The 16,598-nt window shown below is 74.3% G+C and carries 15 protein-coding genes; 5 read left to right on the top strand and 10 right to left on the bottom strand.

The features are described 5' to 3' along the window. Positions 1–65 precede the first annotated feature (65 nt). Together ACW69E_RS02525 and ACW69E_RS02530 are read right to left on the bottom strand one after the other, a co-directional pair. Complete coding sequence (locus ACW69E_RS02525) at positions 66–614, bottom strand: RNA 2'-phosphotransferase (RefSeq protein ID WP_457496510.1); 549 nt, start codon at positions 612–614, stop codon at positions 66–68. A gap of 103 nt (positions 615–717) precedes the next feature. Then, positions 718–2,595 (bottom strand): SDR family oxidoreductase, encoded by a 1,878-nt coding sequence (locus ACW69E_RS02530; RefSeq protein ID WP_457496511.1) that lies wholly within the window; start codon positions 2,593–2,595, stop codon positions 718–720. 189 nt (positions 2,596–2,784) lie between these two features. Between ACW69E_RS02530 and ACW69E_RS02535 the strand changes: the two genes are divergently transcribed. The 5 genes from ACW69E_RS02535 to ACW69E_RS02555 all read left to right on the top strand — a co-directional run bounded on the left by ACW69E_RS02535 (position 2,785) and on the right by ACW69E_RS02555 (position 7,127). Beyond that, the gene (locus ACW69E_RS02535) at positions 2,785–3,831 is read left to right on the top strand and encodes an ABC transporter ATP-binding protein (protein WP_457496512.1); all 1,047 of its coding nucleotides are present in this window, start codon (positions 2,785–2,787) and stop codon (positions 3,829–3,831) included. After that, positions 3,821–4,762 (top strand): ABC transporter permease, encoded by a 942-nt coding sequence (locus tag ACW69E_RS02540; protein WP_457496513.1) that lies wholly within the window; start codon positions 3,821–3,823, stop codon positions 4,760–4,762. Before ACW69E_RS02535 ends, ACW69E_RS02540 begins: the two co-directional genes overlap by 11 nt. 101 nt (positions 4,763–4,863) lie before the next feature. After that, positions 4,864–5,781 (top strand): ABC transporter ATP-binding protein, encoded by a 918-nt coding sequence (locus ACW69E_RS02545; RefSeq protein WP_457496514.1) that lies wholly within the window; start codon positions 4,864–4,866, stop codon positions 5,779–5,781. Positions 5,782–5,839: 58 nt separating this feature from the next. Next, positions 5,840–6,559 (top strand): ABC transporter permease subunit, encoded by a 720-nt coding sequence (locus ACW69E_RS02550; RefSeq protein ID WP_457496515.1) that lies wholly within the window; start codon positions 5,840–5,842, stop codon positions 6,557–6,559. A gap of 94 nt (positions 6,560–6,653) precedes the next feature. Continuing rightward, positions 6,654–7,127: a MarR family winged helix-turn-helix transcriptional regulator gene (locus tag ACW69E_RS02555; protein WP_237879674.1), complete on the top strand. Its 474-nt coding sequence runs from the start codon at positions 6,654–6,656 to the stop codon at positions 7,125–7,127. 56 nt (positions 7,128–7,183) lie between these two features. Here ACW69E_RS02555 and ACW69E_RS02560 read toward each other — a convergent pair whose 3' ends face one another. The 8 genes from ACW69E_RS02560 to ACW69E_RS02595 all read right to left on the bottom strand — a co-directional run bounded on the left by ACW69E_RS02560 (position 7,184) and on the right by ACW69E_RS02595 (position 16,445). Further along, the gene (locus ACW69E_RS02560) at positions 7,184–8,005 is read right to left on the bottom strand and encodes an HAD family hydrolase (RefSeq protein ID WP_457496516.1); all 822 of its coding nucleotides are present in this window, start codon (positions 8,003–8,005) and stop codon (positions 7,184–7,186) included. Beyond that, complete coding sequence (gene serS, locus ACW69E_RS02565; RefSeq protein ID WP_457496517.1) at positions 8,002–9,279, bottom strand: serine--tRNA ligase; 1,278 nt, start codon at positions 9,277–9,279, stop codon at positions 8,002–8,004. Before serS ends, ACW69E_RS02560 begins: the two co-directional genes overlap by 4 nt. 652 nt (positions 9,280–9,931) lie before the next feature. Then, positions 9,932–10,870: a prephenate dehydratase gene (gene pheA, locus ACW69E_RS02570; RefSeq protein WP_457496518.1), complete on the bottom strand. Its 939-nt coding sequence runs from the start codon at positions 10,868–10,870 to the stop codon at positions 9,932–9,934. 43 nt (positions 10,871–10,913) lie between these two features. Next, complete coding sequence (gene efeB / locus ACW69E_RS02575) at positions 10,914–12,224, bottom strand: iron uptake transporter deferrochelatase/peroxidase subunit (protein ID WP_457496519.1); 1,311 nt, start codon at positions 12,222–12,224, stop codon at positions 10,914–10,916. Between the two features lie 80 nt (positions 12,225–12,304). Then, a complete protein-coding gene (locus tag ACW69E_RS02580; RefSeq protein WP_457496520.1) occupies positions 12,305–14,308 on the bottom strand; it encodes a copper resistance CopC/CopD family protein in 2,004 nt (667 codons plus the stop codon). A 16-nt stretch (positions 14,309–14,324) separates the two neighbouring features. Further along, a complete protein-coding gene (locus ACW69E_RS02585; RefSeq protein ID WP_457496521.1) occupies positions 14,325–14,828 on the bottom strand; it encodes a copper chaperone PCu(A)C in 504 nt (167 codons plus the stop codon). Continuing rightward, on the bottom strand, positions 14,825–15,520 hold the full coding sequence (locus ACW69E_RS02590) for an SCO family protein (RefSeq protein WP_457496522.1): 696 nt from the start codon (positions 15,518–15,520) through the stop codon (positions 14,825–14,827). The genes ACW69E_RS02585 and ACW69E_RS02590 overlap by 4 nt, the downstream gene beginning before the upstream one ends. A gap of 124 nt (positions 15,521–15,644) precedes the next feature. Continuing rightward, complete coding sequence (locus tag ACW69E_RS02595) at positions 15,645–16,445, bottom strand: YcnI family protein (RefSeq protein WP_457496523.1); 801 nt, start codon at positions 16,443–16,445, stop codon at positions 15,645–15,647. Positions 16,446–16,598 lie beyond the last annotated feature (153 nt).

The following is a 16,598-nucleotide window of genomic DNA, read 5'->3' on the forward strand; positions in this document are numbered from 1 at the left end:
CGAGGTGACGAGGGCGCCCGGGCGCATCCGCTCCGTGGCGGCAGCGGCGGCCGGATGGTACCGGTTCAGCCGGGCAGGCGCAGGTACTCCGGCGGCACGCGCGGCACCAGCCACACCCCGTTGTCGCTGACCCGGAACGTATACCCGTCCCGGTGCATCGCCCCGGCGTCCACCACCAGCACCACCGGCCTCCCGCGCCGCGCCCCCACGGCTGCGGCCGTCCCGCGGTCGGGCGAGAGGTGGACGTCGTGACGCGCCATCGCCCGCAGGCCGTCCCGCCGGATGCCGGCCACGTACCGCCCGACCGTCCCGTGGAAGAGGTACGGGGGCGGCTCGGCGGGAGGCAGGCCCAGATCCACGCCGACGGTGTGCCCCTGGGCGGCCCGGATGCGGTCCCGCCCGGAATCGAGGGTGAAGCGCCGCTTGTCGTTGGTGGCGACGACCTCCTCCAACTCCTCGCGGGTGAGCCGGAAGCCGTGGCGCGCCGCGGCTTCCAGCAGTTCCCCGACACCCACCCAGCCGTGGGCGTCCAGGGTGAGCCCGATCCGCTCGGGAGCGTGCCGCAGATGCCGTGCGACGTACCTGGAGATCCGTTTGCGGCGCCTGTCGTCCATGACCGGCCAGAGTGCCCCGGGAGCCGTCGCGGCGCACCTCGTTTTCACGCCCGCGGTCCTCAGGTCCGCGGTCCTCGCGCCCGCCGGGGCCCGGGCCCCGCTCTCACGCTCGTGTCCGCACGTTGATCCGGGCGAACGCCCGCAGCGCGCTCGGCGCCAGCCGGGCCAGCGCCACACCGCCCCACGCCTCCAGCCCCACCGGGACCACCGCCTTGTTCCGGATCACCGAGCGCAGCACCGTGTCGGCGACCCTATCCGGGGCGAACCTGCGGATCCGGTAGACCTGGAGGGCCCTCCTGCGGCGGCGGTCGGCGTCCCGCTCGTCGGTGCCGCGGAATCGCGTGTCCTCGATGATCGAGGTGCTGACGATGCCGGGGCAGACGGCCGAGACCCCGATGCCCTCGCCGGCCAGGTCCGCGCGCAGCACCTGGCTGAGCATCAGCGCCGCCGCCTTGGAGGTGCAGTACGCGGGCAGGGCCCGGGAGGGCTCGTAGGCGGCGCAGGAGACGACGTTGACGATGTGGCCACCCTGCCCCCGCTCGGACATCTGCCGCCCGAAGAGGCGGCAGCCGTGGATGGTGCCCCACAGGTTGGAGCCCAGGACCGCCTCCCAGTCGTCCGCGGTGTGCTCCAGGAACGGCCCGGCCGCCGCGATCCCGGCGTTGTTGACCAGTACGTCCACCACGCCGCGCTCGGCGGCCGTCCTGCGCGCCAGCTCCTCCATCGCCGCCCCGTCGGAGACGTCCACGGTCTCGGCCCACGCCTCCTGCGCGCCGGCCCGCCGCGCCAGCTCGGCCGTACGCGCCACCTCCTCGCCCCGGACGTCCACGGCGACGACCCGGGCGCCGGCCCGGGCGAATGCCAGCACCGTCTCGTGGCCGATGCCCCGGGCCGCGCCGGTGACCAGCACCAGCAGGCCGCCGAAGTGCTCCGCGTACTCCTCCTGCCGCGCGCGCCCCCGGCGCCCGCGCAGTCCACCACGCCGCACCGTCGCCGGTGCGCCCACCTCCCCGCCGCCGTGCGCCCCCTGCTCTCCGTTCGCCCCGTTCGCCTCGCACTCCTCGACGAACGAGCCGATCCAGGCGGCCAGCCGGTCGGGCCGGGTGCGCGGCGCCCAGTGGCCTGCGGGCAGGGAGCGGCAGGTCAGGCGGGGTGTCCAGCGCTCCGCCTCGTCCCGCAGCGCGGGGGAGAGGAACGGATCCCCGGTCGGGGTGACGAGCTGCACGGGCACATGGGCGTAGGGGGCCTCGCGCGGCCGGAGCATCCGGGCCCGTACGTTGTCGCGGTACAGCCACAGGCCGTGCGCGGCGTCGCGGGGCAGCGAGGGCGCGGGGTGGCCCCCGCCCGAGACGCCCTCGGAGCGCCGCAGCATGCCCGGCCAGGCCCTGCCCAGCGGCCCCCGCCAGGCCAGCTCCGGCAGGACGGGCACATGCATCGCGTACACGTACCAGGAGCGGGCGCCCTGCCCCAGCGCCTGTGCCAGGCGCCGGGGGGTGGGGCGGGTCAGCCGCCTGCGGAACCAGTGCCCGAAGTGGTCCAGGGACGGCCCGGACATCGAGGTGAAGGACGCGATCCGGCCCCGGGTGCGCTCGGCCGTGGCGAACTCCCAGCCCTGCACCGAGCCCCAGTCGTGCCCGACCAGGTGCACCGGGGCGTGCGGGCTGACCGCGTCCGCGACCGCCAGGAAGTCGCCGGTCAGCCGCTCCAGCGTGAAGCCGCCGCGCAGCGGCCGCGGGGCGTCTGACCGGCCGCAGCCGCGCACGTCGTACAGCACCACGTGGAAGCGGTCCGCCAGCCGTTCGGCCACCGGCGCCCAGACCTCCTTGGAATCCGGGTAGCCGTGCAGCAGGACCACCGTGGGGCGGCGGCTCCCGTCCGCTCCCACCGCCCCGCCCAGCTCGGCGACGCACAGCTCCACGCCGTCCGCCCCGGGCACGCGCCGCTCCCGCGCGCCCCCCGGACCACTCGCCTCCGCCTCCATACGCGCTTCTCCTCTTTTCCCGCCGCGCCCGGCGCTCCCGCCCTCCGGGTAGCCGGTCTCCCCGGCATGACACCGGATCCGGTCATGACCTACCCCGCCGGAGGAGTCCTCAGGGGCATCTACGCCTTCAGGACGAGGAACAATCACGCCCCCGGGGTGAGGTGACCGGCGCCACCCGGTACTACGGTCATGGACGTGACTGTGATCGCGACCGAAAGCCTCAGCAAGCGGTACCCACGGGTGACCGCGCTCGACCGGCTCACCATGCAGATCGAACCCGGGGTGACCGGACTGGTGGGCGCCAACGGCGCGGGCAAGTCCACCCTGATCAAGATCCTCCTGGGCCTGGCCCCGGCCAGCGAGGGCACCGCCTCCGTGCTCGGCCTGGACGTGGCCACCGAGGGCGGCGCCATCCGCGAGTGCGTCGGGTACATGCCCGAGCACGACTGCCTGCCGCCCGACGTGTCGGCGACCGAGTTCGTCGTCCACATGGCGCGGATGTCCGGTCTGCCCGCCTCCGCCGCCCGCGAGCGCACCGCCGACACCCTGCGCCACGTCGGCCTGTACGAGGAGCGCTACCGCCCGATGGGCGGCTACTCGACGGGCATGAAGCAGCGGGTCAAGCTGGCCCAGGCGCTCGTCCACGACCCGCGGCTGGTGCTGCTCGACGAGCCCACCAACGGCCTCGACCCGGTCGGCCGCGACGACATGCTCGGCCTGATCCGCCGCGTCCACACCGACTTCGGCATCTCGGTGCTGGTCACCTCGCACCTGCTGGGCGAGCTGGAGCGCACCTGCGACCACGTCGTCGTCATCGACGGCGGGAAGCTGCTGCGCTCCTCCTCCACCGCCAGCTTCACCCAGGAGACCACCACCCTGGCCGTCGAGGTCACCGACACCGACGCCCACCCCGACGGCACCGCGGCCCTGCGCGCCGCCCTGACCGGGGCCGGGCTCACCGTGGCGCCCCCCGGAGCGGGAGGCGAGGGCCTGCCGGGCGCCGGGCACGTACTGCTGGTCGAGGCGGGCTCCGAGGCCGTCCACGACACCGTCCGCGACACGGTCGCGGAACTGGGCCTGGGCCTGGTCCGCATGGAGCAGCGCAGGCACCGCATCGCCGAGGTCTTCCAGACGCCCGGCACCACCGCGGGCACCGGCGGGGAAGCCGGCGGACAGGCCGCGGAGCGGGCCGCCGAGAAGAGCACGCAGAAGGGAGGCAGCACCGATGCGGTCTGACACGGGCAACCACCCCGGCACCCATCCCGGAGCCGCCGTCCCCGCCCAGCGCGGCGAGGACGCCAGCATCCACAACATCGGCTACCGCCACTACGACGGCCCCCGCCTGGGCCGCTCCTACGCCCGGTGGTCGCTGCTGGTCCAGTCCCTGCGCGGCGCGTACGGCCTGGGCCGCTCGGCGAAGTCCAAGGTGCTGCCGTTCATCCTGCTGGCCGTGATGGTCCTGCCCGCGGGCGCGATGGTCGCGATCACCGTCGTCACCGGCGCCGACGAGCTGCCGCTGCGGTACACCGACTACGTGCTGGTGATGCAGCCGGTCATCGGCCTCTACATCGCCGCCCAGGCCCCGCAGTCGGTCTCCCTGGACCTGCGCTTCCGCACCGTGCCGCTGTACTTCTCGCGCCCGATCGAGCGCGCCGACTACGTGGGGGCCAAGTACGCGGCCATGACCGCGGCGCTGTTCCTGTTCACATCCCTGCCGCTGGTGGTGCTGTACGCGGGCGGGCTGCTGGCGAAGCTCGGCTTCGCCGACCAGACCACGCAGTTCCTCCAGGGGCTCGGCTCCACCGCGGTGTTCTCCGTGCTCCACGCGGGCATCGGCCTGCTGGTCGCGGCCCTCACCCCGCGCCGGGGCTTCGGCGTCGCCGCGGTCATCGCGGTGCTCACCATCCCCTACTTCGCGGTCACCACCGTCCAGGCGGTCGCCGAGTTCCAGGCGAACAGCGCCACCGCCGTCACCTGGCTCGGACTGGCCTCCCCCGGCACGCTGGTGGACGGCATCCAGTCGGCCTTCCTCGGCGGCAACTCCGGCTTCCCCGGCTTCCACGAGCCCGGCACCGCCGCGGCGGCCGTCTACGTCCTGGTCACCCTCGCCCTGATCGCCGGCTGCTGGGCGGCGCTGATGGCCCGCTACCGCAAGGCGGGCCTGTGATGACCGGGGCGCGGGCGCGCAGGGCCCGGACGGCGGCGGTCCGGACGCGGACGCTCCGGACGGCGAAGCATCGGACGAGGAACGAGAAGGCGGCCTGACCCATGACCACCATCCGCATCGACCATGTGTCCCGCTGGTTCGGCAACGTGGTCGCCGTCAACGACGTGACCATGGACATCGGCCCGGGCGTGACCGGGCTGCTCGGCCCCAACGGCGCGGGCAAGTCCACGCTGATCAACATGATGGGCGGCTTCCTGGCCCCCTCCACCGGTTCCGTCACCCTCGACGGCGCGGCGATCTGGCGCAACGAGCAGGTCTACCGGGAGATCGGCGTCGTCCCCGAGCGCGAGGCGATGTACGACTTCCTCACCGGCCACGAGTTCGTGCTGGCCAACGCCGAGCTGCACGGCCTGTCCGACGCGGGCGGGGCCGCGCGGCGGGCCCTGGCCACCGTGGAGATGGAGTACGCCCAGGACCGGAAGGTCTCCACCTACAGCAAGGGCATGCGGCAGCGTGTGAAGATGGCCTCCGCGCTCGTCCACGACCCGTCCGTGCTGCTGCTGGACGAGCCGTTCAACGGCATGGACCCGCGCCAGCGCATGCAGCTGATGGAGCTGCTGCGGCGGATGGGCGCCGAGGGCCGCACGGTGCTGTTCTCCTCCCACATCCTGGAGGAGGTCGAGCAGCTCGCCTCCCACATCGAGGTGATCGTCGCGGGACGGCACGCGGCCTCCGGCGACTTCCGGCGCATCCGCCGGCTGATGACCGACCGCCCCCACCGCTATCTGGTGCGCTCCAGCGACGACCGCGCGCTGGCCGCCGCCCTGATCGCCGACCCCAGCACGGCGGGCATCGAACTCGACTGGTCCGAGCGGGCCCTGCGCGTCCAGGCGATCGACTTCACCCGCTTCACCGAGCAGCTCCCGCGCATCGCCCGCGAGCACGGGATCCGGCTCCTCACGGTCTCGCCCTCGGACGAGTCCCTGGAGAGCGTCTTCTCCTACCTCGTCACGGCCTGAGAACGACCGGGCCGCCGAGGATCCCGAGACCGCCTGAGAACCAAGGAGCCACACACCGATGTACGACCCCACGGTCGCCCGGCTCACCTACCGGGCCCTGCTCGGCCGCCGCCGGGCGCTGATCCTGTTCGTTTTGCCCGCCGTACTGATCATGATCTCCGTCGCGGTCCGCCTGCTGGTCGGCGCCGACGACGCCGTCGCCGACCAGGTGCTCGGCGGCTTCGCGCTGGCCACCATGGTCCCGCTGATCGGCGTGATCGCCGGGACCGGCGCGATCGGCCCGGAGATCGATGACGGCTCGATCGTCTACCTGCTGGCCAAGCCGCTGAAGCGGCCGACGATCATCCTCACCAAGCTGACCGTCGCCGTCGGCGTCACCATGGTGTTCTCCGCCGTCCCCATGCTGATCGCCGGGTTCGTCCTCAACGGCAACAGCCAGCAGATCGCCGTCGCCTACGCCGTCGCCGCGGTCGCCGCCTCCGTCGCCTACAGCGCGCTCTTCCTGCTGCTGGGCACGGTCAGCCGGCAGGCCGTCGTCTTCGGCCTGGTCTACGCCCTGATCTGGGAGGCGCTCATCGGCAGCCTCGTCCCCGGCGCCCGGACTCTCAGCGTCCAGCAGTGGGCCCTGGCGCTGGCCGAGAAGACCGCGCCGGGCGCGGGCATCGCCTCCGACGTCGGACTGCCGGTCGCCGCGGTGCTGCTGGCCGCGGTGACCGTCGCCGGCGCCTGGTACGCCGGGCGGAAGCTGCGCACCCTCACCCTCGCCGGCGAGGAGTGACCGACCGCCGAACGCCGGATACCAGACGCCGAACACCGGATACCGGACGCATGAGGCCGGAGGGCAACGCCCTCCGGCCTCGTACGCTGGAAACATGGGCACGACACGGTGGCTGGACGACGACGAGCAGCGGACCTGGCGGGCGTTCCTGGCCGCCACCCAGCGCGTACGCGAGGAGCTGGACCGGCAGTTGCAGCGCGACGCCGGGATGCCGCTGGCGTACTACCAGATCCTGGCCATGCTCTCCGAGGCGCCCGATCGCACCCTCACCATGAGCCGGCTCGCCCGGACCACCCGCTCCTCCGCCAGCAGGCTCTCCCACGCGGTCGCCCGGCTGGAGGCCAAGGGGTGGGTCAGCCGGTGCCAGCACCCCGCCGACCACCGCACCACCCTGGCCACGCTGACCGACGAGGGGCTGGCCGAGCTGGAGGCCATCGCCCCCGGCCATGTGGAGCAGGTCCGGCTCTCCCTGTTCGACCACCTCACACCCGAGCAGACCCGGCACCTCCACGAGATATGCCGGGCGGTGCTGGAGGGCACCAGCGAGGGCCCGGCACCGGCGGACTGAGCCGGGCGCCCGCTCACGGGGCGCCGTTCACAGGTGCCGGGCCGCAGGGCGCCGGCTCACATACCGGCGAGCAGCCGCTCCAGCACGACCGCGATGCCGTCCTCGTCGTTGGACGCGGTCACCTCGTCGGCCACCGCGAGCAGTTCCGGGTGAGCGTCGGCCATGGCGACGCCGTGGGCGGCCCAGGCGAACATGGGGACGTCGTTGGGCATGTCGCCGAAGGCGATCGTGGTGGTGGCCGAACGGCCCAGGCGGCGCGCGGCGATCGACAGCCCGCGGGCCTTGGACAGCCCCAGCGGCAGCAGTTCCACGACGCCCTCGCCCGCCATCACCACGCTCACCAGATCGCCCGCGATCCGCCGGGCGGTGTCGGCCAGCGCGTCGTCGTCCAGCCCGGGGTGCTGGATGTACAGCTTGTTCAGGGGCTCGGCCCACAGCTCGTCCGGGTCGGCCCCGGCGACGGCGGGGAGTTCCTCGCCGACCGGCCGGTAGCCGGGCCCGAGCAGCACCTCGCCGTCCAGCCCGTCCCGGGAGGCGGCCAGGGCCAGCGGACCGGTCTCCGTCTCGATCTTCTCCACCGCCAGCCGGGCCTGCTGCCGGTCGAGCGTGACGGAGGTCAGCAGCCGGTGCTCGCCCGCGTGGTAGACCTGCGCGCCCTGCCCGCAGACGGCCAGACCGTCGTAACCCAGCTCGTCCAGGACGTGCCGGGTCCAGGGAACGGCGCGGCCGGTCACCACGATGTGCGCGGCGCCCGCCGCCGTGGCGGCGGCGAGCGCGTCGCGGGTGCGCGCCGAGACGGTGTCGTCGCTGCGCAGCAGCGTGCCGTCGAGGTCGGTGGCGACCAGCCGGAAGGGGAAGCCCGGCGCTGCGGTGCTCACCGGGACACGGGCTCCAGCACCTCGCGCCCGCCGAGGTAGGGGCGCAGCACCTCGGGCACGCGGACCGATCCGTCGGCCTGCTGGTGGTTCTCCAGCAGGGCCACGATGGTGCGGGGCACCGCGCACAGCGTGCCGTTGAGGGTGGCCAGCGGGCGCACCTTCTTGTCCCGGCGCATCCGGATGGACAGCCGGCGGGCCTGGAACTCGTCGCAGTTCGACGCCGAGGTCAGCTCGCGGTACTTGCCCTGGGTGGGGATCCACGCCTCGCAGTCGAACTTCCGCGAGGCGGAGGCGCCCAGGTCGCCGGTGGCCACGTCGATCACCCGGAACGGCAGCTCGAGGCCGGTCAGCCACTGCTTCTCCCACTCCAGGAGCCGGGCGTGCTCGGCCTCGGCCTCCTCGGGGGTCACGTAGGAGAACATCTCCACCTTGTCGAACTGGTGGACGCGGAAGATGCCGCGGGTGTCCTTGCCGTACGAGCCGGCCTCGCGGCGGAAGCAGGGGGAGAAGCCCGCGTAGCGCAGCGGGAGCTTGTCCGCCTCGACGATCTCGTCCATGTGGTAGCCGGCGAGCGGTACCTCGGAGGTGCCGACGAGGTAGTAGTCGTCCTTCTCCAGGTGGTAGACGTTCTCGGCGGCCTGGCCGAGGAAGCCGGTGCCCTCCATGGCGCGCGGCTTGACCAGCGCGGGGGTGAGCATCGGGATGAAGCCGGCCTCGGTGGCCTGCGCGATCGCGGCGTTGACCAGGGCCAGCTCCAGCAGGGCGCCGACGCCGGTGAGGTAGTAGAAGCGCGATCCGGAGACCTTGGCGCCGCGCTCGACGTCGATCGCGCCGAGTGCCTGGCCGAGCTCCAGGTGGTCCTTCGGCTCGAAGCCCTCGGCGCCGAAGTCGCGCGGGGTGCCGTGCGTCTCGCGGACGGTGAAGTCGTCCTCGCCGCCGACGGGGACCTCGGGGTGGACGAGGTTGCCGAGCTGGAGAAGGAGGCGCTGCGCCTCGGCCTCGGCCTCGTCGCGCTCGGCGTCGGCGGCCTTGACCGCGGCGGACAGCTCGCCGGCCCGCTTCAGCAGTTCGGCCTTCTCCTCGCCGGCGGCCTTCGGGATCAGCTTGCCGAGCTGCTTCTGCTCGGCGCGCAGTTCGTCGAAGCGGACGCCGGACGACCTGCGCCGCTCGTCGGCGGAGAGCAGGGCGTCGACGAGGCCGACGTCCTCTCCACGGGCGCGCTGGGAGGCGCGCACACGGTCGGGGTCCTCACGGAGCAGGCGAAGGTCAATCACGCCGTCAGAGTACCGGGGGCGCGCGGCCCGCTCGACCCGATATGGCGGTACGTGGCGTTATGCGGCTTTTGTCTTCCGTGGCGGAATGGGAGGAGAAGGGGAACGGAATGGGAGCGGCGAGCCGTCAAGGGAATTCCCGCTGTCACCGTACAGAGGGGCGCGCGGGTGTGGAGGTGGACGGAAGTGGAAGGGAGGGGGCGGAGGCGCGCGGAAGGGCGTGTGCGGGGCGGTGTGCGCGAGACCGGACGGGGGCTCGACCGGGTCCTGTCGGGGGCTCGACCGGGGCTCGACCGGGGCTCGACCGGGGTTCGACCGGGGGGAGAGGCGATTGTTATCCACAGCCTCGGGGGATACCGCCGAGTTTTCCACAGGGGCTATGAAAACCCTGTGGAAGACGGAGGGGGCGCGCGTACGGGATTCGCGCTCGCCCATCGATTCCCCTCTCCCGCATCTCCTGCACGCCTTTTCGGATGGAAATGCCACCCTCTCGGGTGTCGATCAATCGAATTGAGCGGATGCTGAGTTTCTGAGGGGTTATGAAAAGAGAAGAGAGATTCAGGGCTTTTGTCCGTGATGTCCGTTCAGCTGTTCCGCGTTGTACACAGGATGGCCACCGGCCCTGTGGATAACTTCCGCGCGGTGCCGCACGCCCTCAGGCGCGGCCGTCGACGCAGCGCGCCAGCCAGTCCGCCGCCTCCGCGAACTCGTCGTCCGTCGTCCCCCGCCGCAGCGGTGTGGTCTGCGACGGCTCCACGCCCGCCCGCGGATACGACCCCAGGAAGCGCACCTTCGGGCAGATGCGGCGCAGCCCCATCAGCGCCTCGCCCACCCGCCGGTCGGAGATGTGCCCCTCGGCGTCCACCGAGAAGCAGTACCGGCCGATGCCCTCACCGGTCGGCCGCGACTCGATCCGCACCAGGTTCACGCCCCGCACCGCGAACTCCTGGAGCAGCTCCAGCAGCGCGCCCGGGTGGTCGTCGCCGAGCCACAGCACCACCGAGGTCTTGTCCGCCCCCGTCCGCGCCGCGGGCCGCCCCGGCCGGCCGACCAGCACGAAGCGCGTGGCGGCGTTCTCCGCGTCGTGGATGCCGGTCACCAGCGGCTCCAGACCGTACGTCGCCGCCGCGAACTCGCCCGCGAAGGCCGCGTCGTACCGGCCCTCCTGCACCAGCCGGGCACCGTCGGCGTTGGAGGCCGCCGACTCCCACAGGGCCCCGGGCAGGTGCTCCGCCAGCCAGCGGCGCACCTGCGGCTGGGCGACCGGGTGCCCGGTCACCGTCTTGACCGCCTCCAGCGCGGTGCCCGGCCGCACCAGCAGCGCGAAGGCGATCGGCAGCAGCACCTCGCGGTAGATCATCAGCGGCCGGCCGGTGGCCAGCTCGTCCAGGGTCGCGGTGACCCCGCCCTCCACCGAGTTCTCGATCGGCACCAGGGAGCCGCCCGCCTCCCCGTTGCGCACGGCGTCCAGCGCGGCGGGCACCGACACCATCGGCACCAGCTCGCGCGTGGCCGCCTCCGGGAGGGTGCGGAGCGCGGCCTCGGTGAAGGTGCCCTCGGGGCCCAGGTAGGTGTAGCGGCTCGCGGGTGACATGCCGTCCACAGTAGTCCGGCCGGGTGACGGGCAGCCCGCGGTCTCAGCCTTCGAGCAGGCGCTGGCCGACGTACTCGCCCTCGCGCGCGCCGCCCGGCACCGCGAACAGCGCGCTCGCCTCGTGCCGGATGAAGCGGGACAGGGCGTCCCCCCGGTCGAGCTTGCGCTGCACGGGCACGAAGCCCCGCACCGGGTCCGCCTGCCAGGCGACGAACAGCAGCCCGGCGTCCGGCGCCCCGTCGTCGCGGAAGCCGTCGTGGTAGGAGAAGGAGCGCCGCAGCATCGCCGCGCCGCCGTTGGACGCGGGCGCCGTCACCCGTACGTGTGCGTCGGCGGCGATGGCCAGGTCGCCGTCCGGGCCGCGCTTGTCCAGGTCCACCGGGGTGGTCTCGGAGCCGCCCGACAGCGGGGCGCCGTCGGACTTGCGGCGGCCCATCACCTTCTCCTGCTCGCCGAGCGGGACGCGCTCCCAGTCGTCCAGCAGCATCCGGATCCGCCGCACCACCGCGTACGAGCCGCCCGCCATCCACTCCGGGTCGCCGCCGGCGGGCACGAAGACGCGCCGCCCGAAGTCCTCGTCCGACTCCTTCGGGTTGTTGGTGCCGTCGATCTGGCCCATCAGGTTGCGGGCGGTGCGGGGGGAGGCGGTGGCGCCCGGGGAGCGGTTGAAGCCGTTCATCTGCCAGCGCACCCGGGCGGTGCCGTCCGCCTCGCGCTGGAGGGTGCGCAGCGCGTGGAAGGCGACCAGCGCGTCGTCGGCGCCGATCTGCACCCACAGGTCGCCGTCGGAGCGCCTGGCGTCCAGCTCGTCGGCCGAGAACGGGGGCAGCGGGGCGAGGGCGGACGGGCGGCTGGCGGCCAGGCCCGTGCGGTCGAAGAAGGTGCGGCCGAAACCGAAGGTGACGGTGAGGGAGGACGGTCCGGCGTCCAGCGCGATGCCGGTGTCGTGCAGCCGGGCGGCGGGCTCCTCGCCCGCCATCAGCGCCTCGGCCGTCCGCGTCCAGCGGCGCAGCAGCGCGGCCGCCTCCTTCCGCCCGGCGCCCGGCGCCAGGTCGAGGGCGAGGAGGTGCCCGTGCGCCTGCGCGGGCTCGGTGATGCCCGGCTGGTGGTCGCCGCGGAAGGGGACGCGGCTGCTGCCGACCGTGGACAGGGCGGTGGGCTGCTCGGTGGCGGCGGCCGTGCCCAGGGCGCCGCCCGCCGCGCCGAGCGCCAGCCCGGCGGCGCCGGCCGCGCCCGCGGCGCCGAGCAGACGGCGGCGGGAGGGGCCGGGGCGGGGGCCGTTGGACTGCTCGGGACCGGTGCCTGTGTCGGTGCCGTCGTCGGTTCCGGTGCCGTTGTCGGGGTGGTGTCTCATCGCTGCCCAGTCTCGGTTCTCGGGTGGTGCTCGGTGCTCGGTCGTCGGGTGGTACGGGGGCGGGTGGCGGCGGGCGCCGGTCAGTCGAGTTCGAAGGTCTTCCGCTCGGTCACCTGGTCGATGTCGGAGGTCCGCACGGTCACGGCGGCCTCCCAGGTGCCGGGCAGGGGGAGCTGGAGCCCGGAGGCGGACCAGCGGCCCTCGCCGGTCCGTTCCAGGGTGACGGCCAGCGGGCCGACGTCCCGGGCGGGGAGGGTGAAGGCGACCCGGACCTCGGGTGCGTCCAGGGGCTCGCCGCCGACGGTGGCGGTGCGCACCAGCAGGGAGTTGCCGCCGCTCCTGCCCGGTTCCAGCAGGAGCTGGGCCCGGCCCGCGCCGTCCGGGCCGCCGGTGTCGAAGGGGACGGTGACGACCAGCGGCCCGCAGCGCTCGGAACCGGACCCGCCCTGCCCCTGCTCGGCGGCGGCCTTGGACGCCGTACCGGACGACGCCTCGGACGCCACGGCGGTACGGGCGGGCTCGGCCGCGGTGAGCAGGGTCGTCACGGCGAGGACGGCGGCCGCGACGGCCGCCTCGGCGAGCACCGAGCGCCGCAGCCCGGCGCGTGCCGGGTCGGCGTCGCGTTCCCGCCTGCGGCGCGCGGTCTCGACCGCGGCGCGCTGGCGGGCGAGCTGCGCGGCGCGCTCGGGGGTGACGTCCGGGCCCGGTTCGGGGATGGACACCGGCTCGGGAACGGACACCGGTTCGGGGACGGGCTGTTCCCCGGGCGCGTCCGCCGGCGAGGCGGTGTGGCGGCGGGAGAACCGGGCGGCCCCGAGCAGCAGCGCCACCAGCGCGATCTTGACCAGCAGCAGCCGCCCGTACGAGGTGGAGGTCAGCGCCTCCCAGCCGCCGACCTGCCGCCAGGACTGGTAGAGGCCGGTGGCGGCGAGGACGGCCACGCAGCCGAGCGCGGTCCGCGAGAAGCGGCGCACCGCCTCCCCACCCACCGCGGGCCCCCACCGCAGTGCGGCGAGCAGCGCCGCCAGACCGCCCAGCCAGACGGCGACGGCGAGCAGGTGCACGATGTCGGCCGGCACCGCCACGGCGGTCTGGGGGCCGGTCGAGGCGTGCTCGGCCGCGGCCCAGGTCGCGGCGAGCCCCACGGCGACGGCCGCGCCACCCACCGGCAGCCCGATGACCAGGCCCCGGCGGCCGCGCCGGCCGCCCCCGTCCCGCTCCCCGCCGCTCCGCCGGGCGTACGCCCCGAACAGCAGCGAGACGAACAGCCCCGCCGCCGCGAGCAGCAGCAGCCGGGACACCAGCGCCGTACCCGTCCTGGTCTCCAGCACCGTGCGCAGCGCGCCCGTGTCGAGCATGTCGCCCGGCCCGCCCGCGCCGGTGTACGGGACGCGCAGCAGCAGCGCCGCGACGGTGGCGGCGGTCAGCGTGACCCAGCCGCCCACCACCAGGCGCCGTACCGCCCGCGCCCGGGCGGCGGCGGGCAGGCAGCCGAGGACGAAGGCCGACCCGCCGACGAGCAGTACGAAGCCGGTGTACGCGGCGTAGCGGGCGATGCCGTGGAGTACACCGACCGCGCCGCCGCCCGGCTCCTCGTCCGGCACGGCGGCGGAGGTCCGCGAGGGGGCGCCCACGGAGAAGGTGAAAGCGCCGGAGATGGGGTGGCTGTCGGCCGAGACCGCCTTCCAGACGACGGTGTAGGTGCCGTCGGGCAGCCCGTCGCGCAGCCCGGTGCCGTGGCGGACCTCGCCGCCGCCGGAGAGGTCCCGCACCCGGCCGGTGTCCGCGCGCCCGCCGTCGGGCGCCAGGACGCGGATGGCGCCGTCCGCCAGGGAGACGCTCTCGGAGAAGGTGAGCGTCACCTGCCGGGGAGCCCGTTCCACCACCGCTCCCCGCGCCGGGTCGCTGCCGGTCAGCGTGGCGTGCGCGGCGGCCGGCGCGGCGCCGCCGAGCAGCAGCGCCGACAGCAGGCCGAGCAGACCGAGCACGCCGGGCAGCCTGCGCACGCCGGGCAGCCTGCGCGGGCCGACCGGGCCGGGCCGGACGGACGGCCGTCGCAGGGCGCGGGGGGCGGTGGTGGTCATGAGGGGGTTACCTGCCTCACTCTTCGGAGTGCTCGGTGTGCCCGGAGGCGTCGGGGACGTGGTTGACGGCCTCGACCGGGACCTCGACGGTGATCGGGTCGGACTTCTCGAAGCGCAGTTCCACCGAGACCTTCTCGCCCTCGGCGGGCTTGTGCTCCAGGTCCATGAACATCAGGTGGTTGCCGCCCCGGCTGAGCTCAAGCGTGCCGTTGGCGGGCACGGTCAGGGAGTCCACCCGCCGCATCCGCCCGCCGGCGGTCTCGTGGATCTGCACGTCGTCGGAGATGTCGCTGGCGGCCGAGACGAGCCGGTCGGCGGTGTCGCCGTCGTTGCGGACGACCAGGAAGCCGCCCGCCCGGTCGGCGGTGACCGGTTCGGGCACGTAGGCGCCCTCCACGCTCAGCTCCGGGCCCGGGGAGGCGCCGCAGGCGGCGGTGCCCGCGGTCAGCAGCACGGCGGCCAGGGCGAGTCCGGGGGACCGGCGGGCGGGGCGGCAGGTTCGGTGGGCTCGGCGGTTCACGGCAGCTTCCCCTGGGCGAGCGCGGGCAGGTCCTTCTCGTAGGTCTCGACGGGCACGTCCTCGGTGTAGAGGACGTGCGCCCGGTCGTCCTTCGGCAGGAAGGCCAGGACCTGGGTGCCGTGGGAGGAGACGATGTCGCCGTTCTCGTCCTCGACCGGCGGCTCCAGGGAGATGCCCAGGGACCGGGCGCCGGCCTGGATCTTGTCGAAGTCGCCGGTGAGCCCGATGAAGTCGGGGTCCTGGGCGCGCAGCCACCGGCCGAGCGACTCGGGGGTGTCGCGCTCGGGGTCGGAGGTGACGAAGACGACCCGCAGCTTCTCCTGCTCGGCCTCGGGCAGCTTGGACTTGGCGACGGCGATGTTGCTCATCGTCAGGGGGCACACGTCGGGGCAGTGGGTGTAGCCGAAGTAGATCAGGGTCGGGTGGCCCTCGGTCTCCTCGGCCAGGTCGTAGGTCTCGCCGTCGGTGTCGGTGAGGACCAGCTCCGGCTTGTCGAAGGGGGTGTCCAGGACGACGCCCTGCTTGGGGCCGGTTCCCGCGTCGGCGGAGGCCGGGGCGTTGCCGGAGGTGCCGGTGCCGTCGTCGCCGGAGGCGCCGCAGGCGGCGGTGCCGGTGGTGAGCAGCACGGCGGCCAGGGCGAGTCCGAGGGCGCGGCGGGTGCGCCGGGGGTGGCGGCGCGGAGTGGGGTGCATGAGGGTTCTTTCTTCCTTGCGGTCTGCGGTGGTGCTTGCGGTGGCGCTTGAGGTGGTGGGCCGTGGCCGCGGACCCGGAAGGGGCCGCCGGTGCGGGCGGGCCCTCCGGGTCCGCGGCCGGGCGTCAGGAGGTGGTGCGGCGGCGTCCGGCCAGGACGCCGAAGGCGACGCCGGCAGCTCCGACGGCGATGCCGGTGACGGCGAGGACGCGGGCGGTGGTGTCGGAGGAGTCCGATGCGCCGCCCGCCTCGCTCCGGGTCTCACCCTGGGCGGTGGTCTCGGTGGTGGTCCGGTCGGCGGCGTCCGCGTCACCGCCGTGGCCGCCCCCGGAGGGCGGGACAAGGTTCAGCACGGGCGCCGGGTGCTCCGGCTCCTCGCCCCCCTCTCCCTCGGCGGGCGGCTCCTCGATCCAGCGCACGACCTCGTCGTTGCTGTACGTCTGGACGGCCTTGAGGACGAGCCGGTCGGTGTCCTCGGGGAGCTTCCCGACGGAGACGGGGAACTGCTGGAAGGTGCCCGGCTCGATGCCGCCGCCGGTCTCCGTCCAGGTGATCTTGGAGGGGACCTCGGTGAGCTTCCGGCCGTGTGCCTCCACGGGCTCGGCCGGCTCGGTCTTCGTCACCTTCACCTTCCAGCCCGGTACCGGCTGGGGCATCACCGAGGCGAGCGGGTGGTCGGCGGGGAAGGTGACCTCCACCTTGACGGTGGAGGCGTTGTCCCGCTCGTTGGGGACCTTGACGTCGATCGTCGTGTAGCCGCCCTGCTCGGCCTCGCCGGGGTTGACGGAGATGTGGGCGGCGGCCGGTCCGGCGGCGGCGAGGGCCAGGGCGGCCGCGACGGCGCCGGCCGCGGCGAGACGGCGGACGGACGGCACGGCGGACGGCACGGGGGCGGACGGCTTGGTGACCGGTGTCTGGGACTGCATGCTGAAGGACACTCCTCATCAGGCATGGGACGCTCTCCGGCCGCGACCGCACTTGGGTCGGGGAGGCGCGCTGCGCCTCCCGGCCGGACGAGCCCGGGCATGGTGCGCGGCGGCAGGCGCACCCCACCCGTGCTCGGGGGCGCGGGGAGCGTG

It is taken from the genome of Streptomyces sp. SS8 (assembly GCF_054072955.1).